This is a genomic window from Arthrobacter sp. ISL-72 (assembly GCF_018613755.1).
Lineage (GTDB): Bacteria > Actinomycetota > Actinomycetes > Actinomycetales > Micrococcaceae > Arthrobacter.
This window is the reverse complement of record NZ_JAGGPP010000007.1, coordinates 1-23,755: the sequence shown is the minus strand read 5'-3', so window position 1 is coordinate 23,755 and position 23,755 is coordinate 1. Positions and strand designations below refer to the sequence as shown.

Below are 23,755 nucleotides of genomic sequence, written 5' to 3'. Positions count from 1 at the left end.
GGCTAGGATGAAAACCATGACTTACAAGCTGATTCTGCTGCGCCACGGCCACAGCGAATGGAACGCCAAGAACCTGTTCACCGGCTGGGTGGATGTTGACCTTAACGACCAGGGCCGCGAGGAAGCAGCTCGCGGCGGTGAGCTTCTGGTTGAGAAAGGTGTTCTGCCGGATGTGCTCTACACCTCGCTCCTGAAGCGCGCCATCAACACGGCCAACATCTCCCTGGACAAGGCCGACCGCGGCTGGATCCCGGTCAAGCGCGACTGGCGCCTTAACGAACGCCACTACGGCGCGCTGCAGGGCAAGGACAAGGCCCAGACCCTGGCCGAATACGGCGAAGAGCAGTTCATGGAATGGCGCCGCTCCTACGACACTCCGCCGCCGCCCCTGGACGACAACAGCGAGTTCTCCCAGGCCAAGGATCCCCGCTACGCGGAGCTGGGCGATGCCCTTCCCCGGACGGAATGCCTGAAGGACGTCCTGGTCCGTCTGATGCCGTACTGGGAATCGGACATCAAGGAAGACCTCAAGGCCGGCAAGACCGTGCTGGTCACCGCCCACGGCAACTCCCTGCGGGCCCTCGTCAAGCACCTGGACGGCATCAGCGACGAGGACATCGCCGGCCTGAACATCCCCACCGGCATCCCGCTGGTCTACGACCTGGACGACGACTTCACCCCGATCAACCCGGGTGGCACCTACCTCGACCCGGTGGCTGCTGCCGAATCCATCAAGGCAGTCGCCAACCAAGGCAAGAAGTAAGCGGACGACGGCGGGCCGGTCACCCAGGTGACCGGCCCGCCGTCGTACGCCCTCCCTCTGGGAGTTTTTGTCCAGATAATCGCCCCAAATCCCTCGGGAAGGGCCATTAAGTGGACAAAAACTCGAGATGGATTAGCTGATTTCGGCGCTGTTCGGCTGCCAGGCACCGGTCACCAGGTACGTGACCTTCTGGGCGACGGAGACGCCATGGTCCGCGAACCGTTCGAAGTAGCGGCTGGCGAGGGCAACATCCACCGTGGTGGCCGGGGACTCGTTCCAGTCGCTGCGGGCGATTGCCTTGAAGACGCTCAGGTGGAGATCGTTGACGGCGGCATTTGCCTTGAGAATGTCACGGGCAACTTCCAGATCCCGGGTTTCCAGGAGCTCGGTCAGTTTGTTCGCAATCAGCTGGTCCTGTTCAGCGAAGCTTTTGAACGTGTCCGTGAGCTGCGCGGGAATCACGTTGGCCGGGAAACGCAGCCGGGCCAGCTGGGCGATGTGCCGCGCCAGGTCCCCCATGCGCTCAAGGGAGGCGCTCATCCGCAGCGAACCCACGATCATCCGAAGATCACTGGCCACGGGACCCTGAAGGGCCAGGATGTCGATGGCACGCTCGTCGAGGCTGTTCTGCAGGAAGTCGATCCGTGCATCCGCGGCGATGACGTCCTGGGCCAGGTCCACGTCCGCCCCTTCGAAGGCAGTCGTTGCCTTTTCAATGGCCTCGCTGACAAGCTTTGAGATCTCGACCAGCTGCTCGCCCACCTGCGTGAGCTCCTCCTGAAAAACCTTGCGCACTACGCGTCCTTTCCTTGGAAATCCTCTCCCCCCGCATGGGCGGCCGGATTTCATGTCACCGCTCTGCAGTCCAACTGGTAACTCTGACAGTGGCCGGTGAACTGTTACGCACCTATAGGTGAACGTTAGCTGAACCCCTCCGGGAATCGCATCAGATTCGTTTTTGGCACCCGGGGTTGAGCATAAGCTGGAGCCGTGGATCCAATGCTCATCGGTGTCATCGCAGGCCTGGTCGGTCTGTCGTTCGGCATCTTTGGCGTGCTTGCGTACAGGGTCAGCGAACAGCAGCGCCAGCTGGTGGACGTCGAGTTCGACGAACCTGCGCTGCCCGCCGGCGCCGCGGAGGTGCTCGCGGTCGTCGGCCGTGCTTTTGTGGTGGTCGATGCCATCGACGGGGTGGTGCGGGCCAGTCCGGCGGCCTATGCCTTCGGCCTGGTCCGCGGGCACACCGTTGTCCATGCGCAGCTCCTGGACATGACGGCAAGGGTGCGGCGGGACGGCGTCATCCTCGAGAAGCAGTTCGAACTGCCCCGCGGTCCGCTGGGGCAGGGGAGCATCATCGTCCAGGTCCGGGCAGCCATGCTCGGTGAGGAATACATCCTGCTGCTGGCTGATGACCGGACCGAGATCACCCGCACCGAGGAGATCCGCAACGACTTCGTGGCCAACGTTTCGCACGAACTCAAAACTCCCGTTGGTGCCATCTCCCTGCTGGCGGAGGCCCTCGAATCCTCCGCGGACGACGAAGAAGCCGTCCGACGTTTTGCCAGGCGCATGCAGAAGGAATCCACGCGGCTCGCGGCACTCGTCCAGGACATCATCGAGCTCTCCCGCCTGCAAGGCGCCAACGTTGCCCAGCAGGGACACCCCGTGGACATCAATTCGGTGATCACCGAGGCCGTGGACCGTTCGCAGCTGCCGGCCGAAAGCAAAAACATCTCCATCGTCGTCGGCGGCCGTGTAGAGGCCATGGTCTACGGCGACCAAGACCTGCTCGTCACTGCGCTGCGGAACCTGATCGACAACGCCATCCGCTACTCGCCGGAGAACACCCGGGTGGGGATCGGGGTGCGTGCCAAGGAAGGCCTGATCTCAATCTCCGTCACAGACCAGGGGGAGGGCCTGAGCCCGGAGGACCAGGAGCGGGTCTTTGAGCGCTTCTATCGGGTTGATGCCGCACGGTCACGGCACACCGGCGGAACCGGCCTGGGCCTGAGCATCGTCAAACACGTCATTTCCAACCACGGCGGAGAAGTGACGCTGTGGTCGCAGCCCGGCCAGGGCTCCACTTTCACCATCAGGCTTCCCGAGATGGAGGGCCAGGACGACGGCGATGCCGCCCTCGCGCCTTCAGCGGCGGCCCACAGCACCGACAGGCACCGCAAAGACCGTATCGACCTAGACCGCAACGACGACGCCACCGGCGTCCATGAGCAAGGAGCCAGCGCTTGAGCAGGATTCTCATAGTCGAGGATGAGGAGTCATTCAGCGACCCCCTGTCCTATCTTCTCGGCAAGGAAGGATTCGAGGTGGAGGTCGTGGACAACGGCCTGGACGCCATCACGGAGTTCGACCGGAACGGTGCCGACCTGGTGCTGCTGGACCTGCAGCTGCCCGGCCAATCCGGCACCGAGGTCTGCCGGCAACTGCGCCAGCGCTCCATGGTGCCGGTCATCATGCTGACCGCCAAGGACGCCGAAATCGACAAGGTGGTCGGGCTGGAACTCGGAGCCGACGACTACGTGACCAAACCGTATTCCTCCCGGGAGCTCGTTGCCCGTGTCAGGGCCGTCCTTCGCCGGCAGGCGGAACCGGAAGAGCTCATTGCCAACACCGTGCAGGCGGGCCCGGTGAGGATGGACGTTGAACGCCACGTGGTGAGTGTCGACGGCGAACACGTGTCCCTGCCGCTGAAGGAATTTGAGCTGCTGGAGATGCTGCTGCGCAATTCAGGCAGGGTGCTGACCCGCGGGCAGCTCATCGACCGGGTCTGGGGGTCCGACTACGTCGGGGACACCAAGACGCTGGACGTCCACGTCAAAAGGCTTCGCAGCAAGATCGAGCCCGACCCGTCGACTCCGCGGTACCTCGTGACGGTCCGCGGCCTGGGCTACAAGTTCGAGCCCTAGGAGACAGGCACCCGGATGCAGAAAGGAGGGCCCGGCCGGTGAATTCACCGGCCGGGCCCTCCTTTCTGCTGTGCGCGTTTTACTGTGCGCTGGTTTTTGTTGTGCGCTAGTGGCCTGCGCTGCTCGTCGGAGCCGCAGTGGACGTCTCCGGGACAGCGGGCGTCTCCGAGACGGTGGGCTCGCTACCTGCCGGCAGGTACTCCTTGTACTCCGGAAGCGTGGCGTCCAGGACGGGCACCTTCACCTGGGCGGTCTGGTTGGTGCCGTCCTCGGAGATGGTGACCTCGGACAGGGAGCCCGGGTTGGCACCGGTGCTGCTGAGGATCGCCGGGTCCGTGGATTCGTTGAGCAGGGTGTAGGACTTCTGCTTTACAGACACCTGCGTCTGAGCGCCGTCCGCACCCTTGATGGTCAGCTTGACGTCGCTGGAAGAGGAGTTGTAGACGGCGCCGACCACGCGGCCCGGCTTGTCCTCGCCAGTGGAAACGATCATGAAGTTGCGGATCTGGAGGGGACCCAGATCTTCCCTGGTGCCGTCCGACGCCGAGTACTGCTCAGAAGTTTGCTGCGGGTTGATGTAGCCGCAACCGGTCACGGACAGCAGGCCGATGGCAAGTGCTGCCGTTGCCATTGCCAGCTTGCCGCGCTGGCCCCGGTTCATCGCAGTGAAACGCACGTCACGCACTCCTTGAGAGTCTTGAAACATTATTCAGCCATAGCCTATCCTCAAACGGTCTCAAACAAGGATTCGGGCAGTCCACAGTGACGTCCCGAAAACATGACCCCTCCCAACCGCTGCAGCGCCCCGTTTCTGCCATGTGGACAGCGCCCGCGCGCCCTTGGCATGGGCCCCTTGATGCACTAATATCCGCATCCGTCAAGGGGCTGAAGGGGGTCGATTGGGCCCTTTTTCCTTGTATTTACGCGGTTCCCGGCCCTGATCCGTGCCAGTTGTATGCCTGAATCGTGATAAACTGGTCTGCGGGAAAGGGGAAAGTCCACATGGTTTTTGAGGTCGGCGAGACAGTAGTTTACCCTCACCACGGTGCAGCAAAAATTGAAGAAATCAAGATGCGCACCATCAAGGGCGAAGAGAAGATGTATCTCAAGCTCAAGGTGGCTCAGGGTGATCTGACCATTGAAGTTCCAGCAGAGAACGTTGACCTCGTTGGGGTACGCGACGTAGTGGGCAAAGAAGGTTTGGAGCATGTCTTTGACGTGCTGCGTGCCGAGTTCACTGAAGAGCCTACCAACTGGTCGCGTCGTTACAAGGCAAATCTGGAGAAGCTTGCTTCCGGGGACGTTATCAAGGTGGCCGAGGTCGTTCGTGACCTGTGGCGCCGGGATCACGACCGCGGCCTTTCCGCAGGTGAGAAGCGCATGCTGGCCAAGGCCCGCCAAATTCTGATTTCAGAACTGGCGCTGGCTGAAAAGACAGACGAAGAGAAGGCTGCAAGCGTTCTCGACGAAGTCTTGGCTTCCTAAGAATTGAACCCCGGTGGCTGACCAGCCGCCGGGGTTTCTTTTTGCCGTGTTTTAGAAGAAACCGCCGGATATGCCGGGCGCCGGAAGCAGGCAGCCACGTAGTGTTGTGCCCATGAGTGCAACAGAATTTTCGGCCGGTTCCGGATCGGGCGCCGGGGACCACCGCCCCCGTCCGGTCGTCGCCGTCGTGCTGGTCGCGGCCGGCTCGGGTCAGCGCCTTGGTTACGGCATGCCCAAAGCGAGAGTGCCCCTCGGCGGCGAACCCATCCTGATGCATGCCCTCCGCGGGGTAGTCGCGTCCGGGGTCGCCCAGCAGGTCTGCGTGGCCCTGCCGGCGGGGGACGGTTCGCTCCGGCAGATGTGCGATGACTTCAAGGACGAGCTTGTTGACGGCGGGCCCCTGCTGACGGTCGTTGAGGGCGGCGGGACGCGCGCCGAATCCGTGCGCTCGGCGTTGTCGGCCCTGGAGGAAGGCACCCAGGCCGTGCTAGTCCACGACGCCGCGCGTGCCCTGACACCGGAATCCGTCTTCCTCCGCGTAGTGGATTCCCTCGCAGCCGGTGCCCTGGCCGTGATTCCGGTGGTGCCGGTGGTGGACACAGTCAAGACGGTCGAAGCCACGCGCGACGACGACGCCCGGATTGCGCCGGAGATCGTGGTGGGCACGGCGCCCCGGGAGAAGCTCCGCGCCGTCCAGACCCCGCAGGGATTCGACCTCGACACGTTGCTGAAGGCGCACCGCGAGGTGGCGGGATTCTCCGAGGCCCAGGCTGCCGCGGTCACAGACGACGCCATGCTGGTGGAACGGCTGGGGATTCCGGTCCATGCCGTCCGGGGAGCCAGCCAGTCACTCAAGATCACCACTCCCTTGGACCTGATCATCGCCGAGGGACTCCTGGAAGGCCCATTGGGCGCACGCTGGGTGGAGGGCTAAGCATGGTTCTCATCATTCCCAGAACCGGAATCGGCATCGATGTCCATGCTTTTGCAGCCCCGGACAACCCGCGGCCGCTCTGGCTGGGCGGGCTCCTGTGGGAAGGCGAGCAGGGCCTGGCCGGCCACTCCGACGGCGATCCCGTGGCCCACGCGGCGGCGGATGCCCTCTTTTCGGCCTCAGGGATCGGAGACCTGGGAACCCACTTCGGCACGGACCGCCCGGAATTCGCAGGTGCCTCGGGCGTGACACTCCTTGCCGAGGCAGCCCGCATTGTCCGGGCGGAAGGCTTCGAGATCGGCAACATCGCGGTGCAGTTCGTGGGCAACAGGCCGAAATTCGGTCCGCGCCGGGAGGAATCCCAAGAGGTTCTCAGTGCAGCGGCGGGCGCTCCTGTCAGCGTCAGTGCGACCACCAGCGACCGCCTGGGTTTCACCGGCCGCGGGGAGGGCATTTCGGCCCTCGCCACCGCCCTCGTCTACCGGGCCGGCTGAGGCACAGCGGGCCTTTCGCCTAGGCTTAAGGGAGCCAAACCTCTGCCGAACACCCAGGAGACCCCTCGTGAAGAAGCCGCTCGCCGCCGTCGTACTCGTTGCCGGGATGCTGCTCACAGGCTGCGGCACGCCGAAAATGAGTGTTGAGGAAAGCTGCAGGTTCCTCAACGGCGACACCTTCGTGCCCAGCGGAAACCAGCAGCAGCAGGCTGACCAGATCGCCAAGCACTATCAGGAAGTGGCGGACAAGGTGGCGCCTGAGGTTGCCGAGCCCATCCAGAAAATGGCGGACATCATGAAGAAAGTTGCCGCCACGTCGCTGGGCACCAAGAGCGCCGAACAGACAGCGCAGCTAAGCGAACAGAACAACAAGATCGGCGAAGTCTGCAAATAGCGCTATTGGCCCCGGCGCTAGGGCCATCGGCTAATCTGGAGCGGTGACCCTGCGCTTTTACGACACAGCATCCGCCGAAGTCCGCGACTTCGTCCCTCTGACACCGGGGAAGGTGAGCCTGTACTACTGCGGCGCGACCGTGCAGGGCCTGCCGCACGTGGGGCACATACGGTCGGCCATCGCCTTTGACCAGCTCACCCGCTGGCTGGAGTACCGCGGCTTCCGTGTGACCGTGGTCCGCAACGTCACTGACATTGACGACAAGATCCTCGCCAAGTCCGCCCTGTCGTTCGAACCGGACTTCGAGGAAGGCCCGGACGATATCCGCGAAGAGGAGTGGTGGGCGCTGGCCTACCGCTATGAACAGGCGTTCCTCAACGCCTACGACACGCTTGGCGTTTCCCGCCCCACCTATGAGCCGCGCGCCACCGGGCACATTCCGGAGATGCACGCGCTGATCCAGCGCCTGATCGACCGCGGCCACGCCTACCCGGCCCCCGACGGTTCCGGCGACGTCTATTTCGACGTCCGCTCCTGGAACCGGTACGGGACCCTGACCCGGCAGAAGATCGACGACATGCAGGGCGCTACGGACGTCGAGGCCCAATTCAGCAACAGGAAGAAGGACCCGAGGGACTTTGCGCTGTGGAAAGGCCATAAGGAAGGGGAGCCGACGACGGCGAGCTGGGTTTCGCCCTGGGGCGCCGGCCGTCCGGGCTGGCACCTGGAGTGCTCGGCCATGGTGACCAAATACCTCGGCACGGAATTCGACATTCATGGCGGCGGGCTGGACCTCCGGTTCCCGCACCACGAGAACGAGATGGCGCAGTCGCAGGCGGCCGGCCATGCCTTCGCCAACTTCTGGATGCACAACGGCATGGTGACCTACCAGGGCGAAAAGATGTCCAAGTCCGTTGGCAACACTGTCAGCCCTGCCGAAATGCTTGAGCTCGCGTCGCCCCGGGTGGTGCGCTATTACCTTGGACAGGCCCAGTACCGTTCAGTGCTGGACTACCAGCCGACCTCGCTGCAGGAAGCTGCTGCCGCAGTGGAACGGATTGACGGATTTGTCGCCCGGGCCGTGCGGACCCTGTCCAACGACGGCACCCTCCTCTTCGGCAGCTATGGCGAGGTGCCGGAAGCCTTCGCCAATGCCATGGACGATGACCTGAACGTGCCGCAGGCGCTGGCAGTCCTGCACGATACGGTGCGGGCCGGAAACACCGCCCTCACCGGCGGAGACAACGCCGGTGCCCGCGCGGCGCTGCACTCCGTCACCGACATGCTGCGGGTCCTCGGCCTGAATGACGTCGCGGCCCCCGCCAGGGATACGCAGGCGGACACGGCCCTCGGCGTCCTCATCGAAGCCCAGCTTGGTGCCAGGGCAGCAGCCCGGGCCACCAAGGACTGGGCGGCGTCGGACGCCATCCGCGACACCCTGGCGGCCGCCGGCGTTGTGGTCGAAGACGGTCCGGACGGTGCCAGCTGGAGCCTCAAGCGCGGCTAGGGCCGGCTGGAAGAGGGCGGGGCAGGGCGCCGGGCACGGCGCCGGGCCGGCGATTTTACCTGAGTAAGTAGACTGGAGGTCAGACTTACTCAACAAAGCAAGGGTGAAACTCATGGCCAACAACGGTCGCCGCTCGGTCAAAGCGAAGAAGGGCCCCACCATCGGTACGGGTGGCCACGGCCGCAAGGCCCTCGAGGGCAAGGGCCCCACGCCTAAGGCGGAGGACCGCCCGTACCACAAGGCCCATAAGAACAAGCAGCTCGCCGAGCGGTCCGCCGCCAAGCGCCCGGGAGCATCGCGCGGTGCGGGTGCCCGTTCGGGCCCGAAGGGCCGTGCCACGGAAGAAGTGGTCACCGGACGCAACTCGGTGGTCGAAGCGCTGCGCGCCGGCATTCCCGCCAAGGCCCTGCACGTCGCCATCCGCATTGAAATGGATGACCGCGTCAAGGAGTCCCTGAAGCTTGCGGCCGAACGCGGCATTCCGCTGCTGGAAACCGGCAAGCCGGAACTGGACCGGATGACGGACGACGCCATCCACCAGGGGCTCGTGCTGCAGATCCCGCCGTACGAATACCAGGACGCGTACGAGCTGGCCGAAGAGACCGTGGATAAGTGGAAGAAGGGCCACGTCGCCAATGCGCCGCTCTTCGTTGCACTGGACGGCATCACCGACCCCCGCAACCTCGGCGCGATCATCCGGTCCGTGTCGGCCTTCAGCGGCCACGGGGTCGTCGTGCCGGAGCGCCGCTCCGTCGGCGTCACCGCCGCGGCGTGGAAGACCAGCGCGGGTGCAGCAGTCCGCGTTCCGGTGGCCCGCGCCGCCAACCTCAACAACACCCTCAAGGCGTTCAAGAACATGGGCATCTACGTGCTGGGCCTGGACGGCGACGGCGACGTTTCGCTGCCGGACCTCAGCCTGGCCAAGGAACCGGTCTGCATCGTGGTTGGTTCCGAGGGCAAGGGCCTCAGCCGGCTGGTGCGCGAAAACTGCGACCAGATCGTCTCCATCCCGATCGACTCGGCCATGGAATCCCTGAACGCCTCCATGGCCGTCGGCATCTCGCTGTACGAAGTCTCCCGGCAGCGCGCCGCGAAGTAGTCCACGGCGCAGGGCGCGTCCGCGGACCGTGCGACGGTGGGGTTAGAACTCGTGGCGGTTGGCCAGGACCGGCAGCTTCGTCCGGGCTTCCTTGACGACGGCGGGATCCAGGTCGGCGAACAGCAGTCCGGTCCCGCCGTCGAGCTCTTCGAGGACCTCACCGAAGGGGGAAACGACGGCGGAGTGCCCGACGCCGGTGGGCGCCGACCCCTTGGTCTCGATCCCTTCGGCGGCTGGATCGCCTTGGCCGCACGCCAACACGTACGTGGTGGTGTCCACGGCGCGGGCGCGGGCCAGAAGCCGCCACTGGTCGACCTTTCCGGGGCCGGCACCCCAGGAGGCGCAGACAATGTTCACTTCGGCGCCCAGATCGGCGTTGGCCGTGAACAGTGCCGGAAACCGGATGTCGTAGCAGGTGGCCAGGCCGAAGCTGATGCCGCCGAGCTCGAAGGTGACCGCCTTGGTGCCAGCATCCACCGTGTCCGACTCGGCGAAGCCAAAGGCGTCGAACAGGTGGACCTTGTCGTAACTCGCCTCCACGCCGGGACCGGCGACCAGGAGGGTATTGCGCACCTTCCGCCGGTTTTCAGAGCCGTCCGCGGACTGACCCGGCGTAAACATGCCCGCAATGACGGTGATGCCGAGTCCGTCGGCAATCTCCCGTACCTTGGTAGCCCACGGGCCTTCCAGCGGTTCGGCGATGTCCAGCAGCGAATTTCCGAAAGCACGCATGGTGGCTTCGGGGAAAACCACCAATTCCGCGCCGCCCTCTTTCGCTTCGCGGGCGAACTTTTCCACGAGGTCCAGGTTCGCGGAAATATCGCGGCCCGTCACTACTTGAGCAAGTGCAATTCGCACAATTACCTCCAACTAGGCGTGTTCTTCCAGTATGCAACGCTGAACAAGGCCGGCCCATTTCCCGACACATTGCGGCAAATATCGGTCATTTGTGTGGCACAGCTAATATTTAAGCAATGGTCATGCCACTCTTAGACACAGCCTCAACCGTGGACGCCTCCCGGCCGTTTCCACTGGGTATCAGCGTTCCGCGCACGGGGTCCCCGGCAACGGACGATCCTCGGAGTGCCTTGGCCAATGTCGCGGTCTATGCTCCCGGCGTCGCCACGCTCGAAATCGCTTACTGCCCGCCCGGCGGAACCTGGCAACTGAAGACGCTGCCGAACATCACCAACGACGTCCATCACGGCATCGTTGACGGTTTCCCCACCGGGTCCAAGTACGGTTTCCGTTCCTCGTCCGAGGAGGAGGCTCTGCCGGTTTCAGTGCCCACCGTAGCCTTTGACGACGACGGCGGGCAGCCGCTGCTGCTGGATCCCTACGGCCGGGCGGTGGATGAGAGCGAAGGCTTCCTCACCAACGTGCGCATGGCCAGCGGATTCGACTGGGGCGGGGACCGCAGTCCGCACATTCCGTGGCGCAACACCATCATTTACGAGGCGCACGTCCGCGGCCAGACCAAACTGCATCCGGACATCCCGGAAGAGCTCCGGGGAACATACGCCGGCATGGCGCATCCGGCAATGATTGAACATCTTACGGGCCTGGGAGTCACTGCCGTCCAGCTGCTGCCGGTCCATTTCCACTTGGACGAACCGCACCTGCAGAACCTCGGCATGACCAACTACTGGGGTTACAACACGGCTGCGTTCTTCGCTCCGCATCCGGCCTACGCCACCCGGGCCGCCCAGACGGCAGGGCCCCAGGCTGTGCAGGACGAATTCAAGGGCATGGTCAAGCTCCTGCACGCGGCAGGCCTGGAAGTGATCCTGGACGTTGTGTACAACCACACAGCCGAAGGCGGCCCCGACGGCCACACCATCAGCTTCCGCGGGCTGGGGGAGAACCAGTACTACCGGAACGACGGCAACGGCAGGTATGTGGACACCACGGGCTGTGGCAACAGCCTGAACTTCGGCCACCCCCGCGTTGTCCAGTTGGTCCTTGACTCCCTGAGGTACTGGGTGGACGAGTTCCACATCGACGGCTTCCGTTTCGATCTGGCGGTGACGCTGTGCCGGAACGCCGCCAACGATTTCGACCCACATCATCCATTCCTCGTCGCCGTGGCCGCGGATCCGGTGCTTTCCTCCGTCAAACTCATCGCCGAGCCGTGGGACATCGGTTATGGCGGCTGGCAGACCGGGCGCTTCCCGCCGGGCTGGGTGGACTGGAACGACCACTACCGCGACGCCCTGCGCTCGTTCTGGGTCGCGGACCGGGCCTCCATCGATGCCGGCGGCCAAGGCGGTTCGGTGGCTCGGCTGGCGGATTCCATAAGCGGCTCCGCAGGCCTTTTTGCGGAATCGGGACGCTCACGTCTTGCCTCCCTCAACTTCGTCACGGCGCATGACGGCTTCACGCTGGCCGACCTCGTGTCCTACGACCGCAAGCACAACGAGGCCAACGGTGAGCAGAACCGCGACGGCCACGGGGATAACCGCAGCTACAACCACGGCTTCGAGGGCCGGACCGAAGACGAGGGAATCCTTGCGCTCCGGGCGCAGACCCGCCGCAACCTGATGGCCACCCTGATGGTGTCCATGGGCATCCCCATGATGACCGCGGGCGACGAGATCGGCCGCACCCAGCAGGGAAACAACAACGCCTACTGCCAGGACAACGCCATCACCTGGATCGACTGGACCAGCACCCCGGAATCCCATGCCATGCTGCGGAGCACCAAGCGCGTCATCCGGCTCCGGAAGGAGTTCCTGGCAGTCCAGCCGCACGACTATCCTTCCCGGGACAAGCAGGCGTATCTTCACTGGTTCGATGAACACGGCAAGCCCATGTCCATGGACCGCTGGAATGATCCCCAGCACCGCGTGGTCCAGCTTCTGCTCGGCTCGGACGACGGTCAAGTGGACGGACTTGTGGTGGTGAACGGTAACGCCCACGACGTCAAGATCACGCTGCCCGACCTCAGCATTGACGAGGGAAGCACCAAGCGGCTCTTCGAACTCCGGTTGACCACGTCCGAGCTCCACGACAGCCGCCAGGGCGTCCAGGTCGCCGCCGCCGAGCGTGACGTGGTGCAGTCCAACACCATCAGCATCTACCGCACTTAGGGTCCGGGCAAGAAGATTTACTCCGCTGACACCTGGACCATCGATGAGCTGCGCGAACAGGCGTCCGACGCCGGCCGTCAGGTCCTGGTGATCCTCGCCGTAGATACAAAAAGGCAGTGCTGCAGACGTTCGGGAAGTGTTGGACTTCCCGGAGCACTACGGCGTGAACCTCGATGCACTCAACGATTCGCTGCACGATGTCGCCACGGTATTCCTCTAGCCCTCCCCGGACGCTCTCTCACCTTTCGCAGGAAAACAGCAAACGCTCCTTCACCGCGTGAAGGAGCGTTTGCCGTTTTTGCGCATCAAGTGAGAGAGCGTTCGTGCCTGCAGGTCAGGAAACCCGCTGTTCAGGCGTTGACGATCAGCCCCAGCTCCGCCCTGGAGGCGAGGGCCGAATGCGTGGGCAGCACTCGCACCGTGTAGCCGAAAGAACCGGAACGGTCGATCAGCAGGGAGCCGCTGAAGAGATAGCGTCCCTTGCCAAGGTCCTCCTTCGGCACGAGATCCGCCAGCGTCACATCGGCCAGTTCGTCGCTTTCCTGGGCGCGGCCGAACGCAACTTCCACCGCGACGTCGTCCGGGTCCAGGTTGTGCAGCGCAATGTAGGCATTCACCTGGAGCGTGTCACCGATCTGCGGGTCCTCGGAAACCCCTACCGAGTCGACGTGCTCCACCTGGATGTGCGGCCATGCGGCCCGGATCCTCGACGTCCAGGCTGCCAGCGACTTGGACTGGGCAAAGTGGTCCGCCACGGCGCGCCGCCCGGCGATTGCGGCGGGACGGTACAGGACGTTCACGTAGTCCTGCAGCATACGGTCCGCGGAAACCGCCGGCCCCAGGTGCGCCATGGTGTGCTTGATCATCGACACCCAGTGCGTGGGAACCCGCTGCAACCCGGACTCGGACGGTCCGGCGGCACCGGCACCGGCGGACACGGTGAGCCCGTAAAAACGGGGGGCCACCTGTGTCTCCAGCAGTTCGTACAGCGCTGCGGCTTCGATGTCGTCCCGCTCCTCGGGCGAGGCGTTGTTGTCGGCCGTGGGGATGGCCCAGCCGTTTTCGCCGTCGTACATTTCGTCCCACCAGCCGTCCAGCACGGAAAGGTTCAGCGAACCGTTGATGGCCGCCTTCATTCCGGAGGTACCGCAGGCTTCGAGCGGGCGCAGGGGATTGTTCAGCCATACGTCGCAGCCGGGGAAGAGCGTGCGTGCCATCGCGATGTCGTAGTTGGGGAGGAACGCGATCCGGTGCCGCACTTCGGGATCGTCGGTGAAGCGGACCAGGTCCTGGATCATCTTCTTGCCGGCGTCATCCGCGGGGTGGGACTTACCCGCGATGACAAGCTGAATGGGATGTTCCTTGTGCAGGAGCAGGGCCTTGAGCCGCTCCGGCTCGCGCAGCATCAGGGTCAGGCGCTTGTAGGTCGGGACGCGGCGGGCGAAGCCGATGGTCAGCACATCCGGATCCAGGACGTTTTCGGTCCAGCCGAGCTCGGCATCGGCCGCGCCGCGCTTCTTCCACGCCGCACGCAGGCGCTTGCGGACGTCCTCCACGAGCGACAGGCGCATCTCGCGGCGGAGGGCCCAGACTTCCTCGTCACTGACGTTGTAGGCAAGATCCCAGCGGCCCATGGCTTCGGCTTCGGCTCCGAACTTTTCCCGGGCCAGTTTGGAGACGCGGCTGTCCACCCACGTGGGTACGTGCACGCCGTTGGTCACGGAGGTGATGGGCACCTCTGAGTGGTCGAAGCCCGGCCAGAGCGCGGAGAACATGCCGCGGGACACCACGCCGTGGAGCTTGGCCACACCGTTCGCACGCTGGGCAAGCCGGAGCCCCATGACCGCCATATTGAAGACGGACGGGTTGCCGTCAGCGAAATTCTCCCGCCCCAGGTCGAGGATCTTGCCGACCGGCACGTCAGGGGCCAGGCCGCCCTCGAAGAAGTGCTGGATCTGCGAGACTTCAAAGCGGTCGATGCCTGCCGGTACCGGCGTGTGCGTCGTGAAGACCGTGGATGCACGTCCGGCGGCCAGTGCCTCGTCCCAGCTCAGCGGCTGGTCCGCTGACATGAGCTCCTGGATGCGTTCAATTCCCAGGAACCCTGCGTGGCCCTCGTTCGTGTGGAACACCTCCGGCGCCGCGCAGCCGGTGAGGCGCTGGTAGACACGCAGCGCCCTGACGCCGCCCATGCCCAGCAGCAACTCCTGCTGCAGGCGGTGGTCACCGCCGCCGCCGTAGAGCCGGTCCGTGATGCCGCGGGCGGCGTCGTCGTTGCCGGGAACATTTGAGTCCAGCAGCAGCAGCGGGACACGCCCGACGTCGGCACGCCAGATGTGCGCCAGCAGCCGGCGCCCGTGGGGGAGCGGCAGGGAGATCTGGATGGGTTTGCCATTGCCGTCCGGGGACTCCTCGCGGAGGAGCGTGAGCGGAAGTCCGTCCGGGTCAAGGACAGGGTACGTTTCCTGCTGCCAGGCGTCCCGGGAGAGGGACTGCTTGAAATAGCCGGCCTGATAAAGCAGCCCGACGCCGATGAGCGGCACACCGAGGTCCGATGCCGCCTTTAGGTGGTCGCCCGCGAGAATTCCCAGGCCGCCCGAATACTGCGGCAACACCTCCGTGATTCCGAATTCCGGTGAGAAGTAGGCGATGCACGACGGCGCGTCCTCGCCCAGGCCCTGGTACCAGCGCGGTTGTTCGAGGTAACGGTCCAAGTCTTCGGCGGCGGCATGAACGCGGCGGACGACGTCCTGGTCAGCGGCCAGGCGCTGCAGCTCTTCCCGGCTCACCATGCCGAGGAAACTGACGGGATCGTGGGCGCTCTCGTCCCAAATTGCGGGGTTCAGCCCCTGAAAAAGCTCCCTGGTGGGCCGGTGCCATGACCACCGCAGGTTGGTGGCCAAACGGGCCAGCGGCCGGATTGATTCCGGGAGTACGGTTCGGACAGTAAATCTGCGGATAGCCTTCACCTGCGTCACACTAACCGACAAGGTGGGCCGCCGGAACAGGTTTTGGTTTCTTTTAGGTAAATGACGGATTGCTCCGAGAAAATCCCAAGTCCCCTTAGCAAAACGGATGATTTCTCGATAACGTCGAGTCCGTGACGACTAATACGCTAACCAGTGCCGGATCCAGCAAAAAGCCGAAGACCCTGATCACGGAAGGCCTGCGTTTTGGCCGCTTCCCCATCACCGCCGTGCAGCCAGTGGTGGAGGGAGGTAAGTTTCCCGCGAAGGCGCTGCCTGGCGAAGGGCTTGTCGTCGGCGCCACGGCATTCCGCGAGGGACACGACCAGCTCGGAGTCAGCGCGGTGCTGTTTGATCCCAAGGGCAAGGAACGCCAGCGTGTCCGGCTGGCGCCGCCCCGCGGTGACCGTGGAAAAGGCACCGACCGGTGGGAAGGCGTCATCACCCCTAGCGGTACCGGAAACTGGTCGTTCGCCATCGAGGCCTGGCATGACCAGTACGGGACCTGGCATCACAACGCCGAGGTCAAGGTCGAGGCGGGCATGGACGTCGAACTAATGCTGGCAGAGGGCGCGGCACTGCTGTCGCAGGCGTCCGAAGACCCGGCCCGTCCCTCCGCCGACCGTCGGACGCTCCGGACCGCCGTCGTGGTCCTCTCCGACACGTCGCTGGCCCCGGAGGAGCGGCTGGCCGCCGGGTTCAGCCCCGAGGTGACCGACGTCGTCGGCCGCCAGCCCATCCGCGAACTCGTCACCGTCTCCGAGCGCTTCCCGCTGCTCGTTGAGCGTGACCTGGCCGGCCGCGGCGCCTGGTACGAATTCTTCCCCCGCTCGGAAGGTGCCGTCCGCAACCACGTCACCGGTGAGTGGACGTCCGGAACGTTCCGCACCGCCGCCAAGCGGCTCGACGCCGTCGCCGAAATGGGCTTCGACGTCATTTACATGCCGCCCATCCACCCGATCGGCGTCCAGCACCGCAAGGGGCCGAATAACACGCTGATTGCGGGACCCAACGATCCCGGTTCGCCCTGGGCCATCGGCGGCAAGGAAGGCGGGCATGACGCCATCCATCCGGATCTGGGCACTTTCGAGGACTTCGACGCCTTCGTGGCGCGCGCCCAGGACCTGGGCCTCGAAGTGGCGCTGGACCTTGCCCTGCAGGCGGCTCCCGACCATCCCTGGGTCGAATCCCATCCGGAATGGTTCACCACCAGGGTTGACGGCAGCATCGCCTACGCCGAAAACCCGCCGAAGAAATACCAGGACATTTTCCCCCTGAACTTCGACAACGATCCCGAGGGACTGTCCAAGGAGATCCTCCGGATCGTGCTGCTCTGGGTGAGCCACGGCGTCAAGATCTTCCGCGTGGACAACCCGCACACCAAGCCCGTGTGGTTCTGGGAATGGCTGATCGCCAAGGTCAACAAGAAGAACCCGGACGTCGTCTTCCTCGCGGAGGCCTTCACCCGGCCGGCGATGATGCACGCACTGGGACGGGCAGGATTCCAGCAGTCCTACACCTACTTCACGTGGCGGAACACCAAGACGGAGCTCGAGGAGTACTTCACCGAGGTCAGCCAGAAGTCGCCGGCCTATTTCCGGCCGAACTTCTTCGTGAACACCCCTGACATCCTCACCGAGTACCTGCAGTTTGGCGGTCCCGCAGCCTTCAAGATCCGTGCAGCGCTCGCAGCGACAGCCAGCCCGCTCTGGGGCGTCTACGCCGGCTACGAACTCTACGAGCATGTGGCCAGGCCCGGCGCCGAGGAATACATCGACAACGAGAAGTTTGAGTACAAGGCACGGGACTGGGATGCCGCGGCGGAATCCGGACGCACGCTCGCTCCCTACCTGACCAGGCTCAACGAAATCCGACACACGCACCCGGCACTGGGGGACCTGCAAAACCTGACCCTGCACCACAGCACGGACGACGCCACCATTGTCTACTCGAAGCACAAGACGCTTCCGGACGGGACAAAGGACACCCTGATCATCGTGGTCAACGTCGATCCGCACGGCACGAGGGAGAGCACCGTTTCGGTGAACCTTCCCGCCCTTGAGCTCGACGCGGCTGACCTCACTCACAACGGCCGCTTTATGGTGGAGGATTTGCTGACCGGCGAAAGTTGGGAATGGGGCGAGTACAACTACGTGCGGCTAGACGCACACGTGGAGCCCGCACACATCCTGAACATCCGGAGGTCGCATTCGTGAGTTTCAGTCCGCAGAATCCCAGCCAGCATTTCACTCCCAAGGGCACATTCGAGCTGAACGCCCCAGGCCTGCAACACGATCCCCTCTGGTACCGCAAAGCAGTGTTTTACGAAGTCCTGGTCCGCGGCTTTGCTGACGGAAACGGTGACGGCTCCGGCGACTTCCACGGGCTCATCGAAAAGCTGGACTACCTGCAGTGGCTCGGCGTCGACTGCCTCTGGCTGCCGCCGTTCTTTCAGTCGCCGCTTCGTGACGGCGGCTACGACATCTCGGACTACAACTCCGTCCTGGACGAGTTCGGCACCATCAGCGACTTTAAGCGCCTTGTGGCCGAGGCCCACGCCCGGGGCGTCCGCGTGATCATTGACCTGCCGCTCAACCACACCTCGGACCAGCACCCGTGGTTCCAGGAGTCCCGCAAGGACCCGGACGGACCGTTTGGCGACTTCTACGTCTGGAGCGACACGGACGAAAAGTACCAGGATGCCCGCATCATCTTCGTGGACACCGAAGAATCAAACTGGACGTTCGACCCCATCCGGCGGCAGTTTTTCTGGCACCGGTTCTTCAGCCACCAGCCTGACCTGAACTTCGAAAACCCCAAGGTCATCGAAGCTCTTTTCGACGTCGTCCGGTTCTGGCTGGACCAGGGGATTGACGGGTTCCGCGCCGATGCCATCCCGTATCTCTTCGAGGAAGAGGGCACCAACTGCGAGAACCTGCCTGCCACCCACGATTTCCTGCGCGAGCTGCGGAAAATGGTGGATGAGAACTACCCGGGCAGGGTCATCATCGCCGAGGCCAACCAGCCGCCCGTTGAGGTGGTGGAGTACTTCGGGACCGAAGAGGAACCCGAATGCCACATGGCCTTCCACTTCCCCATCATGCCCCGGCTCTATTACGCGCTGCGGGACCAGAAGGCGGCGCCCATCATCGAGACGATGAAGGACACCCCGGACATTCCCGAGGGCGCCCAGTGGGGGACGTTCCTGCGGAACCATGATGAACTCACCCTGGAAATGGTCACCGCCGACGAACGCGCGGCCATGCTCGGCTGGTACGCCCCGGACCCCCGCATGCGCGCCAACATCGGCATCCGCCGGCGCCTGGCGCCGCTGCTGGACAATTCCCGGTCCGAAATCGAGCTGATCAACGCCCTGCTGCTTTCGCTGCCCGGCAGCCCGTTCCTGTATTACGGGGACGAAATCGGCATGGGGGACAACATCTGGCTCGAGGACCGCGACGCCGTCCGTACGCCCATGCAGTGGAACCCGGACCGCAACGCCGGCTTCTCGCACGCAGATCCCGGCAAGCTGTACCTCCCCGTGATCCAGTCGCTGGTCTACAACTACGCCATGGCGAACGTGGAGGCTGAGGCCGCCCATTCCGGATCGCTGCTCCGCTGGACCCGCCAGATCCTCAGCGTCCGGAAGAACCACCCTGCCTTCGGCCTTGGCGCCTACAAGCACGTCGAGGCGGACCACGACGTCGTCCTTGCCTACCTGCGTGAACTGTCCCCGGACAACGCGGCCGGTGAAGACGCCGAATCAATCCTCTGCGCGTTCAATCTTTCCCAGCACCCGGTGGCCACCACCTTGCGGGTTCCGCAATACGCCGGCCGCGGCCTCCGGGACGTGTTCGGCGGCCAGACGTTCCCCGCAATCGGCGACGACGGCCTCCTCACGCTGACCCTCGGCAGCCACGATTTCTTCTGGCTGCGGATCCGCTCGGCGGCGTCCAACCCGGCCTCGCCGTTTACCCAGGCCCTCCCGGTCCTGTCAATCGAGGGGTGACATGACACAGTCCACACTCAGCCCGGCCCTCGCGGAACTGCTCCAGACCTGGCTTCCGCGCCAGCGATGGTTCCCCGTCAAGACAGGCGAATTCACATTGGCGCACGTCGGCAGTGTGCGCCTGGACGACAGCAGCGGCAAGGTGGGCCTCCAGGTGTTTCTCGCGGCAGTCACTTATCCCACGGCCGACGGCGGCAGCCGCACCGATGTGGTGCAGGTCCCGCTCAGCTACCGGGTTGAGCCTTTGCCCGGTAAGGAATCGGCCTTGGTCGGTGAAGGAGGAGACTCGGGCCAGAAGCGGCAATGGATCTACGATGCCGTCCACGACCCCGTGTTTGTCTCGGCCTGGCTAGAACTGATGCGCGGCGGCGGCACGTCCCCTGAAGGTCACGCCGTGGGCCACCTTGTCCCCTCCGATTACCCGCTGCCTACGGCGACCGGTACCGTGAAGGTCCTTTCCGGTGAGCAGTCCAACAGTTCGGTGATAGTGGACGACGGCGGTTCTGCGGCGATCGTCAAATTCTTCCGTGTGCTCTCCGAGGGACGGAACCCGGAAGTTGAAATCGGCGCCGCACTGACGCAGGCCAGGACGTCCGAAGTGCCGGCGACTCTCGGCTGGGTCACCGGGCAGTGGCAAGCCCCGCTTGACGGCGCCGAAAACGGGCTGCGGACGGCTGAGGGTGAACTCGCGGTTGCCCACGAGTTCCTCGCCGGCGGCCGCGACGCATGGCGGCTCGCAGTTGAGGCTGCCGGCTCCGGCAGGGACTTTACGTCCGAGGCCCATGCCCTGGGCGTGGCGACTGCAACAGTGCACCGGCGCCTGGCCGAGGCCTTGGGCCTGGCCGCGGAATCGGTCCCGGGAAAGGACATCGCGCCCGGAATAGCCCAGCGCGTCCGGCAGTCCTGGGCGCAAGCTGGTCCCGCCGTCGGGCCGTATGACGATGCGCTGGTGGGCCTCCTCAGTCAGCTTGAAGGAAGCAACGCCGGAGCGCTGCAGCGGATCCACGGCGACCTTCACCTCGGGCAGATCCTGCAGGTGCCGGGGCACCCGGGTGAGCCGGCACGCTGGGCAATTCTGGACTTCGAAGGCGAACCCTTGCGGCCGATCGCGGAACGGAACTTTCCGGACGTGCCGCTGCGCGACGTCGTCGGCATGCTGCGGTCCTTCGACTACGCTGCCGGTGCCGCCGAACGTGAGCGGGACGGCGTCCAGGTACCCGATTCCTGGGTGGACGACTGTGCCGAGGCGTTCCTGGCGGGATACGGCGAAATCACGGCCCGAACAATTGACCGCCGTTCGCCCTTGTTTGTGGCATTGTGGCTGGACAAGGCGTTGTATGAAGTTGTCTATGAGATGCGGAACAGGCCCGGATGGCTGGACATACCGGTAAATGCCTCACGACGTCTCCTCAGCAGTACAGGTTCCGGCGCTTCAGCCGCAACCGCATCGGAAGGTAGCAAAATGACAGGCTCAGCACGTACAGACCGGCCAGGTGTGCCGCTTCAGGTCGACCCGGACACGCTTGCCAGGGTGGCGTCAGGCGAATACCACGCCCCGCACTCCGTCCTGGGTGCCCACCTTGATGACCACGGTCATGTCACCATCCGCACCGTCAAGCACCTTGCATCTGGTGTGTCCGTGGTGACCGCTGCCGGTTCGATCCCCATGACGCATGAGGCCCATGGTGTCTGGACAGCCGTGCTGGAACCCCTTCAGCCGGGCCACGTCCCCGACTACCGGCTGGAAGTCACCTACGAGGGCGTGGCCCCGCAGACCATGGACGACCCCTACCACTACCTGCCGACCGTCGGCGAAGTGGACTTGCACCTGATCGGCGAAGGCCGCCACGAGAAGCTGTGGGAGGTCCTGGGTGCGCATGTCCAGCACTACAAGTCCTCGCTCGGCGACGTGGACGGTGTCTCGTTTGCCGTGTGGGCGCCCAATGCGCAGGCAGTCCGGGTCAAGGGCGACTTCAATGCCTGGGACGGCCGGGAGAACTCGATGCGGTCGCTGGGCTCGTCCGGAGTCTGGGAACTGTTCATTCCGGGTGTTTTAGCAGGGGCGTGCTACAAGTTCGAAATCAAGAGCAAGCACGGTCACTGGGTGGAGAAAGCCGATCCCCTGGCGTTCGGAACCGAAGTCCCGCCGCTGACGGCATCACGGGTCGTCGAATCCGCGTACGCCTTCAAGGATGACGAGTGGATGGCCGCCCGCGCGGAGCGGGATCCGCACAACTCGCCGATGAGTGTGTATGAGGTGCACCTCGGGTCGTGGCGCCTTGGGCTGGGGTACCGCGAACTGGCCAAGGAACTGGTGGAGTACGTCAAATGGCTCGGCTTCACGCATGTGGAGTTCATGCCCGTGGCGGAGCACCCGTTCGGCGGTTCCTGGGGCTACCAGGTGACGTCCTATTTCGCGCCGACCTCCCGGTTCGGCCACCCGGATGAGTTCAGGTTCCTCGTCGACGCGCTGCATCAGGAGGGCATCGGCGTCCTGCTTGACTGGGTGCCGGCGCACTTCCCGAAGGATGCGTGGGCGCTGGCGCAGTTCGACGGCGAGCCGCTGTACGAGCACGCCGACCCGAACCTTGGCGAGCACCCGGACTGGGGAACGCTGATCTTCGACTTCGGCCGGACGGAAGTGCGCAACTTCCTCGTGTCCAACGCACTGTACTGGCTGGACGAGTTCCACATCGACGGGCTCCGGGTGGATGCCGTCGCTTCGATGCTGTACCTCGACTATTCACGTGAGCACGGCCAGTGGCAGCCCAACCGGTACGGCGGCCGCGAGAACCTGGAGGCCATCTCGTTCCTGCAGGAAGCCAACGCCACCGTGTACAAGACGCACCCAGGTGCGGTGATGATCGCCGAGGAGTCAACGGCCTTCCCCGGGGTGACAGCTCCCACCAGCGTCGGCGGCCTGGGCTTCGGCCTGAAATGGAACATGGGCTGGATGCATGACTCGCTCAAGTACGCGTCCGAGGACCCGGTAAACCGCAAGTGGCACCACGGAACGGTGACGTTCTCGATGGTTTACGCCTTCACGGAGAACTTCCTCCTGCCCATCAGCCACGATGAAGTTGTGCACGGCAAGGGCTCCATGCTCCGGAAGATGCCCGGTGACCGCTGGCAGCAGCTGGCCAACCTCCGCTCCTTCCTGGCATACCAGTGGGCGCACCCGGGCAAGCAGCTGATCTTTATGGGGACCGAGTTCGGCCAGGAGGCCGAATGGTCCGAACAGCATGGCTTGGACTGGTACCTGGCGGAGATACCCGCGCACCATGGCGTCCAGTTGCTCACCAAGGAGCTGAACGAGCTCTACGCTTCGACGCCCGCCCTCTACGAGCGGGACAACGAACCGGGCGGATTCCAGTGGATCAACGGGGGAGACGCTGACCGCAACGTCCTGTCATTCATCCGCTGGGACAAGGACGGCAACCCATTGGTGTGCGCGATCAACTTCTCCGGCGGACCGCACAAGGGCTACACGCTCGGAGTCCCCACCGCCGGCGCCTGGCAGGAGGTCCTCAACACGGACGACGCCGAATACGGCGGTTCCGGTGTCCTGAACAAGGGCCCGCTCACCGCAACGACAGAAGGACAAGACGGCCAGCCGGCAACACTGAGCGTTACCCTGCCGCCGCTGGGTGCCGCGTTCTTCAAGCCGGCAGCTGGCCAGTCGGCGCTGAGAAGTGAGAGGTCAGCCAGCTAACCCTTCCCAGCTGGTGACGTGTGCTTTGCGAAAGCCCGGGATCCTTGTGATCCCGGGCTTTTTGGTCCTTGGCGGAGGCGGCTTTGTGCCATCGCCAAAGTAGTGGTAGAGTTTATTTCCGCGCTGCTCCCCGGAGTTGGCCAGACAAGACATCACGGATCGCCAAAGGCAATGTGAGTCGGGATGGCCGATTTGACTCGGGTGAAGCAAGCGGGTAAGTTTGGAAAGTTGCTCCGGAGCGAGCTGCGGCTGATTGTTTGGTTGTGGTGGTGCCGGGTGTGTCTGTTGTTTGAGAACTCAATAGTGTGCCAAGTTTGTTGATACCAATTTATTGTAATGGATTGGTTGAATTGACTGGATTATGCCACCCCGTGGAGGG

17 protein-coding genes and 1 pseudogene are annotated in these 23,755 nt (G+C 64.3%); 14 read left to right on the top strand and 4 right to left on the bottom strand.

What is annotated here, in order from left to right:
- Positions 1–16 precede the first annotated feature (16 nt).
- On the top strand, positions 17–763 hold the full coding sequence (locus J7I92_RS07645; protein ID WP_214839121.1) for a phosphoglyceromutase: 747 nt from the start codon (positions 17–19) through the stop codon (positions 761–763).
- A gap of 132 nt (positions 764–895) precedes the next feature.
- On the opposite strand, the gene phoU is transcribed toward J7I92_RS07645, so the two are convergent.
- A complete protein-coding gene (gene phoU / locus J7I92_RS07640; protein WP_214839119.1) occupies positions 896–1,558 on the bottom strand; it encodes a phosphate signaling complex protein PhoU in 663 nt (220 codons plus the stop codon).
- Between the two features lie 204 nt (positions 1,559–1,762).
- Between phoU and J7I92_RS07635 the strand changes: the two genes are divergently transcribed.
- Positions 1,763–3,010 carry a cell wall metabolism sensor histidine kinase WalK gene (locus tag J7I92_RS07635; protein WP_214839288.1) on the top strand — a complete coding sequence of 416 codons (1,248 nt, stop codon included), beginning with the start codon at positions 1,763–1,765 and terminating at the stop codon, positions 3,008–3,010.
- Complete coding sequence (locus J7I92_RS07630) at positions 3,007–3,687, top strand: response regulator transcription factor (RefSeq protein WP_214839116.1); 681 nt, start codon at positions 3,007–3,009, stop codon at positions 3,685–3,687. Before J7I92_RS07635 ends, J7I92_RS07630 begins: the two co-directional genes overlap by 4 nt.
- A 106-nt stretch (positions 3,688–3,793) precedes the next feature.
- On the opposite strand, the gene J7I92_RS07625 is transcribed toward J7I92_RS07630, so the two are convergent.
- On the bottom strand, positions 3,794–4,363 hold the full coding sequence (locus J7I92_RS07625) for a hypothetical protein (RefSeq protein WP_396020363.1): 570 nt from the start codon (positions 4,361–4,363) through the stop codon (positions 3,794–3,796).
- Positions 4,364–4,689: 326 nt separating this feature from the next.
- On the opposite strand from J7I92_RS07625, the gene J7I92_RS07620 reads away from it, so the two are divergent.
- The 6 genes from J7I92_RS07620 (at position 4,690) to rlmB (ending at position 9,600) form a co-directional block, all read left to right on the top strand.
- Entirely contained in the window at positions 4,690–5,172 is a 483-nt protein-coding gene (locus tag J7I92_RS07620; protein WP_011690592.1) for a CarD family transcriptional regulator, read from the top strand.
- A gap of 112 nt (positions 5,173–5,284) precedes the next feature.
- Complete coding sequence (gene ispD / locus J7I92_RS07615; protein WP_214839115.1) at positions 5,285–6,106, top strand: 2-C-methyl-D-erythritol 4-phosphate cytidylyltransferase; 822 nt, start codon at positions 5,285–5,287, stop codon at positions 6,104–6,106.
- 2 nt (positions 6,107–6,108) lie between these two features.
- The gene (gene ispF / locus J7I92_RS07610) at positions 6,109–6,600 is read left to right on the top strand and encodes a 2-C-methyl-D-erythritol 2,4-cyclodiphosphate synthase (protein WP_214839114.1); all 492 of its coding nucleotides are present in this window, start codon (positions 6,109–6,111) and stop codon (positions 6,598–6,600) included.
- Positions 6,601–6,667: 67 nt separating this feature from the next.
- Complete coding sequence (locus J7I92_RS07605; RefSeq protein WP_214839113.1) at positions 6,668–6,994, top strand: hypothetical protein; 327 nt, start codon at positions 6,668–6,670, stop codon at positions 6,992–6,994.
- A gap of 43 nt (positions 6,995–7,037) precedes the next feature.
- A complete protein-coding gene (gene cysS / locus J7I92_RS07600; RefSeq protein WP_214839110.1) occupies positions 7,038–8,501 on the top strand; it encodes a cysteine--tRNA ligase in 1,464 nt (487 codons plus the stop codon).
- Between the two features lie 112 nt (positions 8,502–8,613).
- Complete coding sequence (gene rlmB / locus J7I92_RS07595; protein WP_214839108.1) at positions 8,614–9,600, top strand: 23S rRNA (guanosine(2251)-2'-O)-methyltransferase RlmB; 987 nt, start codon at positions 8,614–8,616, stop codon at positions 9,598–9,600.
- Between the two features lie 42 nt (positions 9,601–9,642).
- Here rlmB and J7I92_RS07590 read toward each other — a convergent pair whose 3' ends face one another.
- Positions 9,643–10,458 (bottom strand): carbon-nitrogen hydrolase family protein, encoded by an 816-nt coding sequence (locus J7I92_RS07590; protein WP_214839106.1) that lies wholly within the window; start codon positions 10,456–10,458, stop codon positions 9,643–9,645.
- A 116-nt stretch (positions 10,459–10,574) separates the two neighbouring features.
- On the opposite strand from J7I92_RS07590, the gene glgX reads away from it, so the two are divergent.
- Together glgX and J7I92_RS24535 are read left to right on the top strand one after the other, a co-directional pair.
- Positions 10,575–12,689: a glycogen debranching protein GlgX gene (gene glgX / locus J7I92_RS07585; protein WP_214839105.1), complete on the top strand. Its 2,115-nt coding sequence runs from the start codon at positions 10,575–10,577 to the stop codon at positions 12,687–12,689.
- Between the two features lie 15 nt (positions 12,690–12,704).
- Positions 12,705–12,894, top strand: a pseudogene (locus tag J7I92_RS24535) (barstar family protein); the annotation flags it as partial.
- A 145-nt stretch (positions 12,895–13,039) separates the two neighbouring features.
- Here J7I92_RS24535 and glgP read toward each other — a convergent pair.
- Positions 13,040–15,658, bottom strand: a complete 2,619-nt coding sequence (gene glgP / locus J7I92_RS07575) for an alpha-glucan family phosphorylase (RefSeq protein ID WP_214839104.1) — start codon at positions 15,656–15,658, stop codon at positions 13,040–13,042.
- A gap of 131 nt (positions 15,659–15,789) precedes the next feature.
- Between glgP and J7I92_RS07570 the strand changes: the two genes are divergently transcribed.
- From J7I92_RS07570 to J7I92_RS07560, 3 genes are read left to right on the top strand one after another with little or no spacing between them, the layout of a single operon-like run.
- Entirely contained in the window at positions 15,790–17,871 is a 2,082-nt protein-coding gene (locus tag J7I92_RS07570; protein WP_311380193.1) for an alpha-1,4-glucan--maltose-1-phosphate maltosyltransferase, read from the top strand.
- On the top strand, positions 17,868–19,664 hold the full coding sequence (treS, locus tag J7I92_RS07565; protein ID WP_214839103.1) for a maltose alpha-D-glucosyltransferase: 1,797 nt from the start codon (positions 17,868–17,870) through the stop codon (positions 19,662–19,664). Before J7I92_RS07570 ends, treS begins: the two co-directional genes overlap by 4 nt.
- 1 nt (position 19,665) lies before the next feature.
- Complete coding sequence (locus tag J7I92_RS07560) at positions 19,666–23,376, top strand: 1,4-alpha-glucan branching enzyme (RefSeq protein ID WP_214839102.1); 3,711 nt, start codon at positions 19,666–19,668, stop codon at positions 23,374–23,376.
- Positions 23,377–23,755: the final 379 nt, after the last annotated feature.

Bases quoted from the DNA above. Each gene is read 5' to 3' on its own strand.
- J7I92_RS07645 (WP_214839121.1), top strand. From the start codon at position 17: ATGACTTACAAGCTGATTCTGCTGCGCCACGGCCACAGCGAATGGAAC.
- ispF (WP_214839114.1), top strand. From the start codon at position 6,109: ATGGTTCTCATCATTCCCAGAACCGGAATCGGCATCGATGTCCATGCT.
- J7I92_RS07620 (WP_011690592.1), top strand. From the start codon at position 4,690: ATGGTTTTTGAGGTCGGCGAGACAGTAGTTTACCCTCACCACGGTGCA.
- ispD (WP_214839115.1), top strand. From the start codon at position 5,285: ATGAGTGCAACAGAATTTTCGGCCGGTTCCGGATCGGGCGCCGGGGAC.
- J7I92_RS07560 (WP_214839102.1), top strand. From the start codon at position 19,666: ATGACACAGTCCACACTCAGCCCGGCCCTCGCGGAACTGCTCCAGACC.
- J7I92_RS07635 (WP_214839288.1), top strand. From the start codon at position 1,763: ATGCTCATCGGTGTCATCGCAGGCCTGGTCGGTCTGTCGTTCGGCATC.
- rlmB (WP_214839108.1), top strand. From the start codon at position 8,614: ATGGCCAACAACGGTCGCCGCTCGGTCAAAGCGAAGAAGGGCCCCACC.
- glgX (WP_214839105.1), top strand. From the start codon at position 10,575: ATGGTCATGCCACTCTTAGACACAGCCTCAACCGTGGACGCCTCCCGG.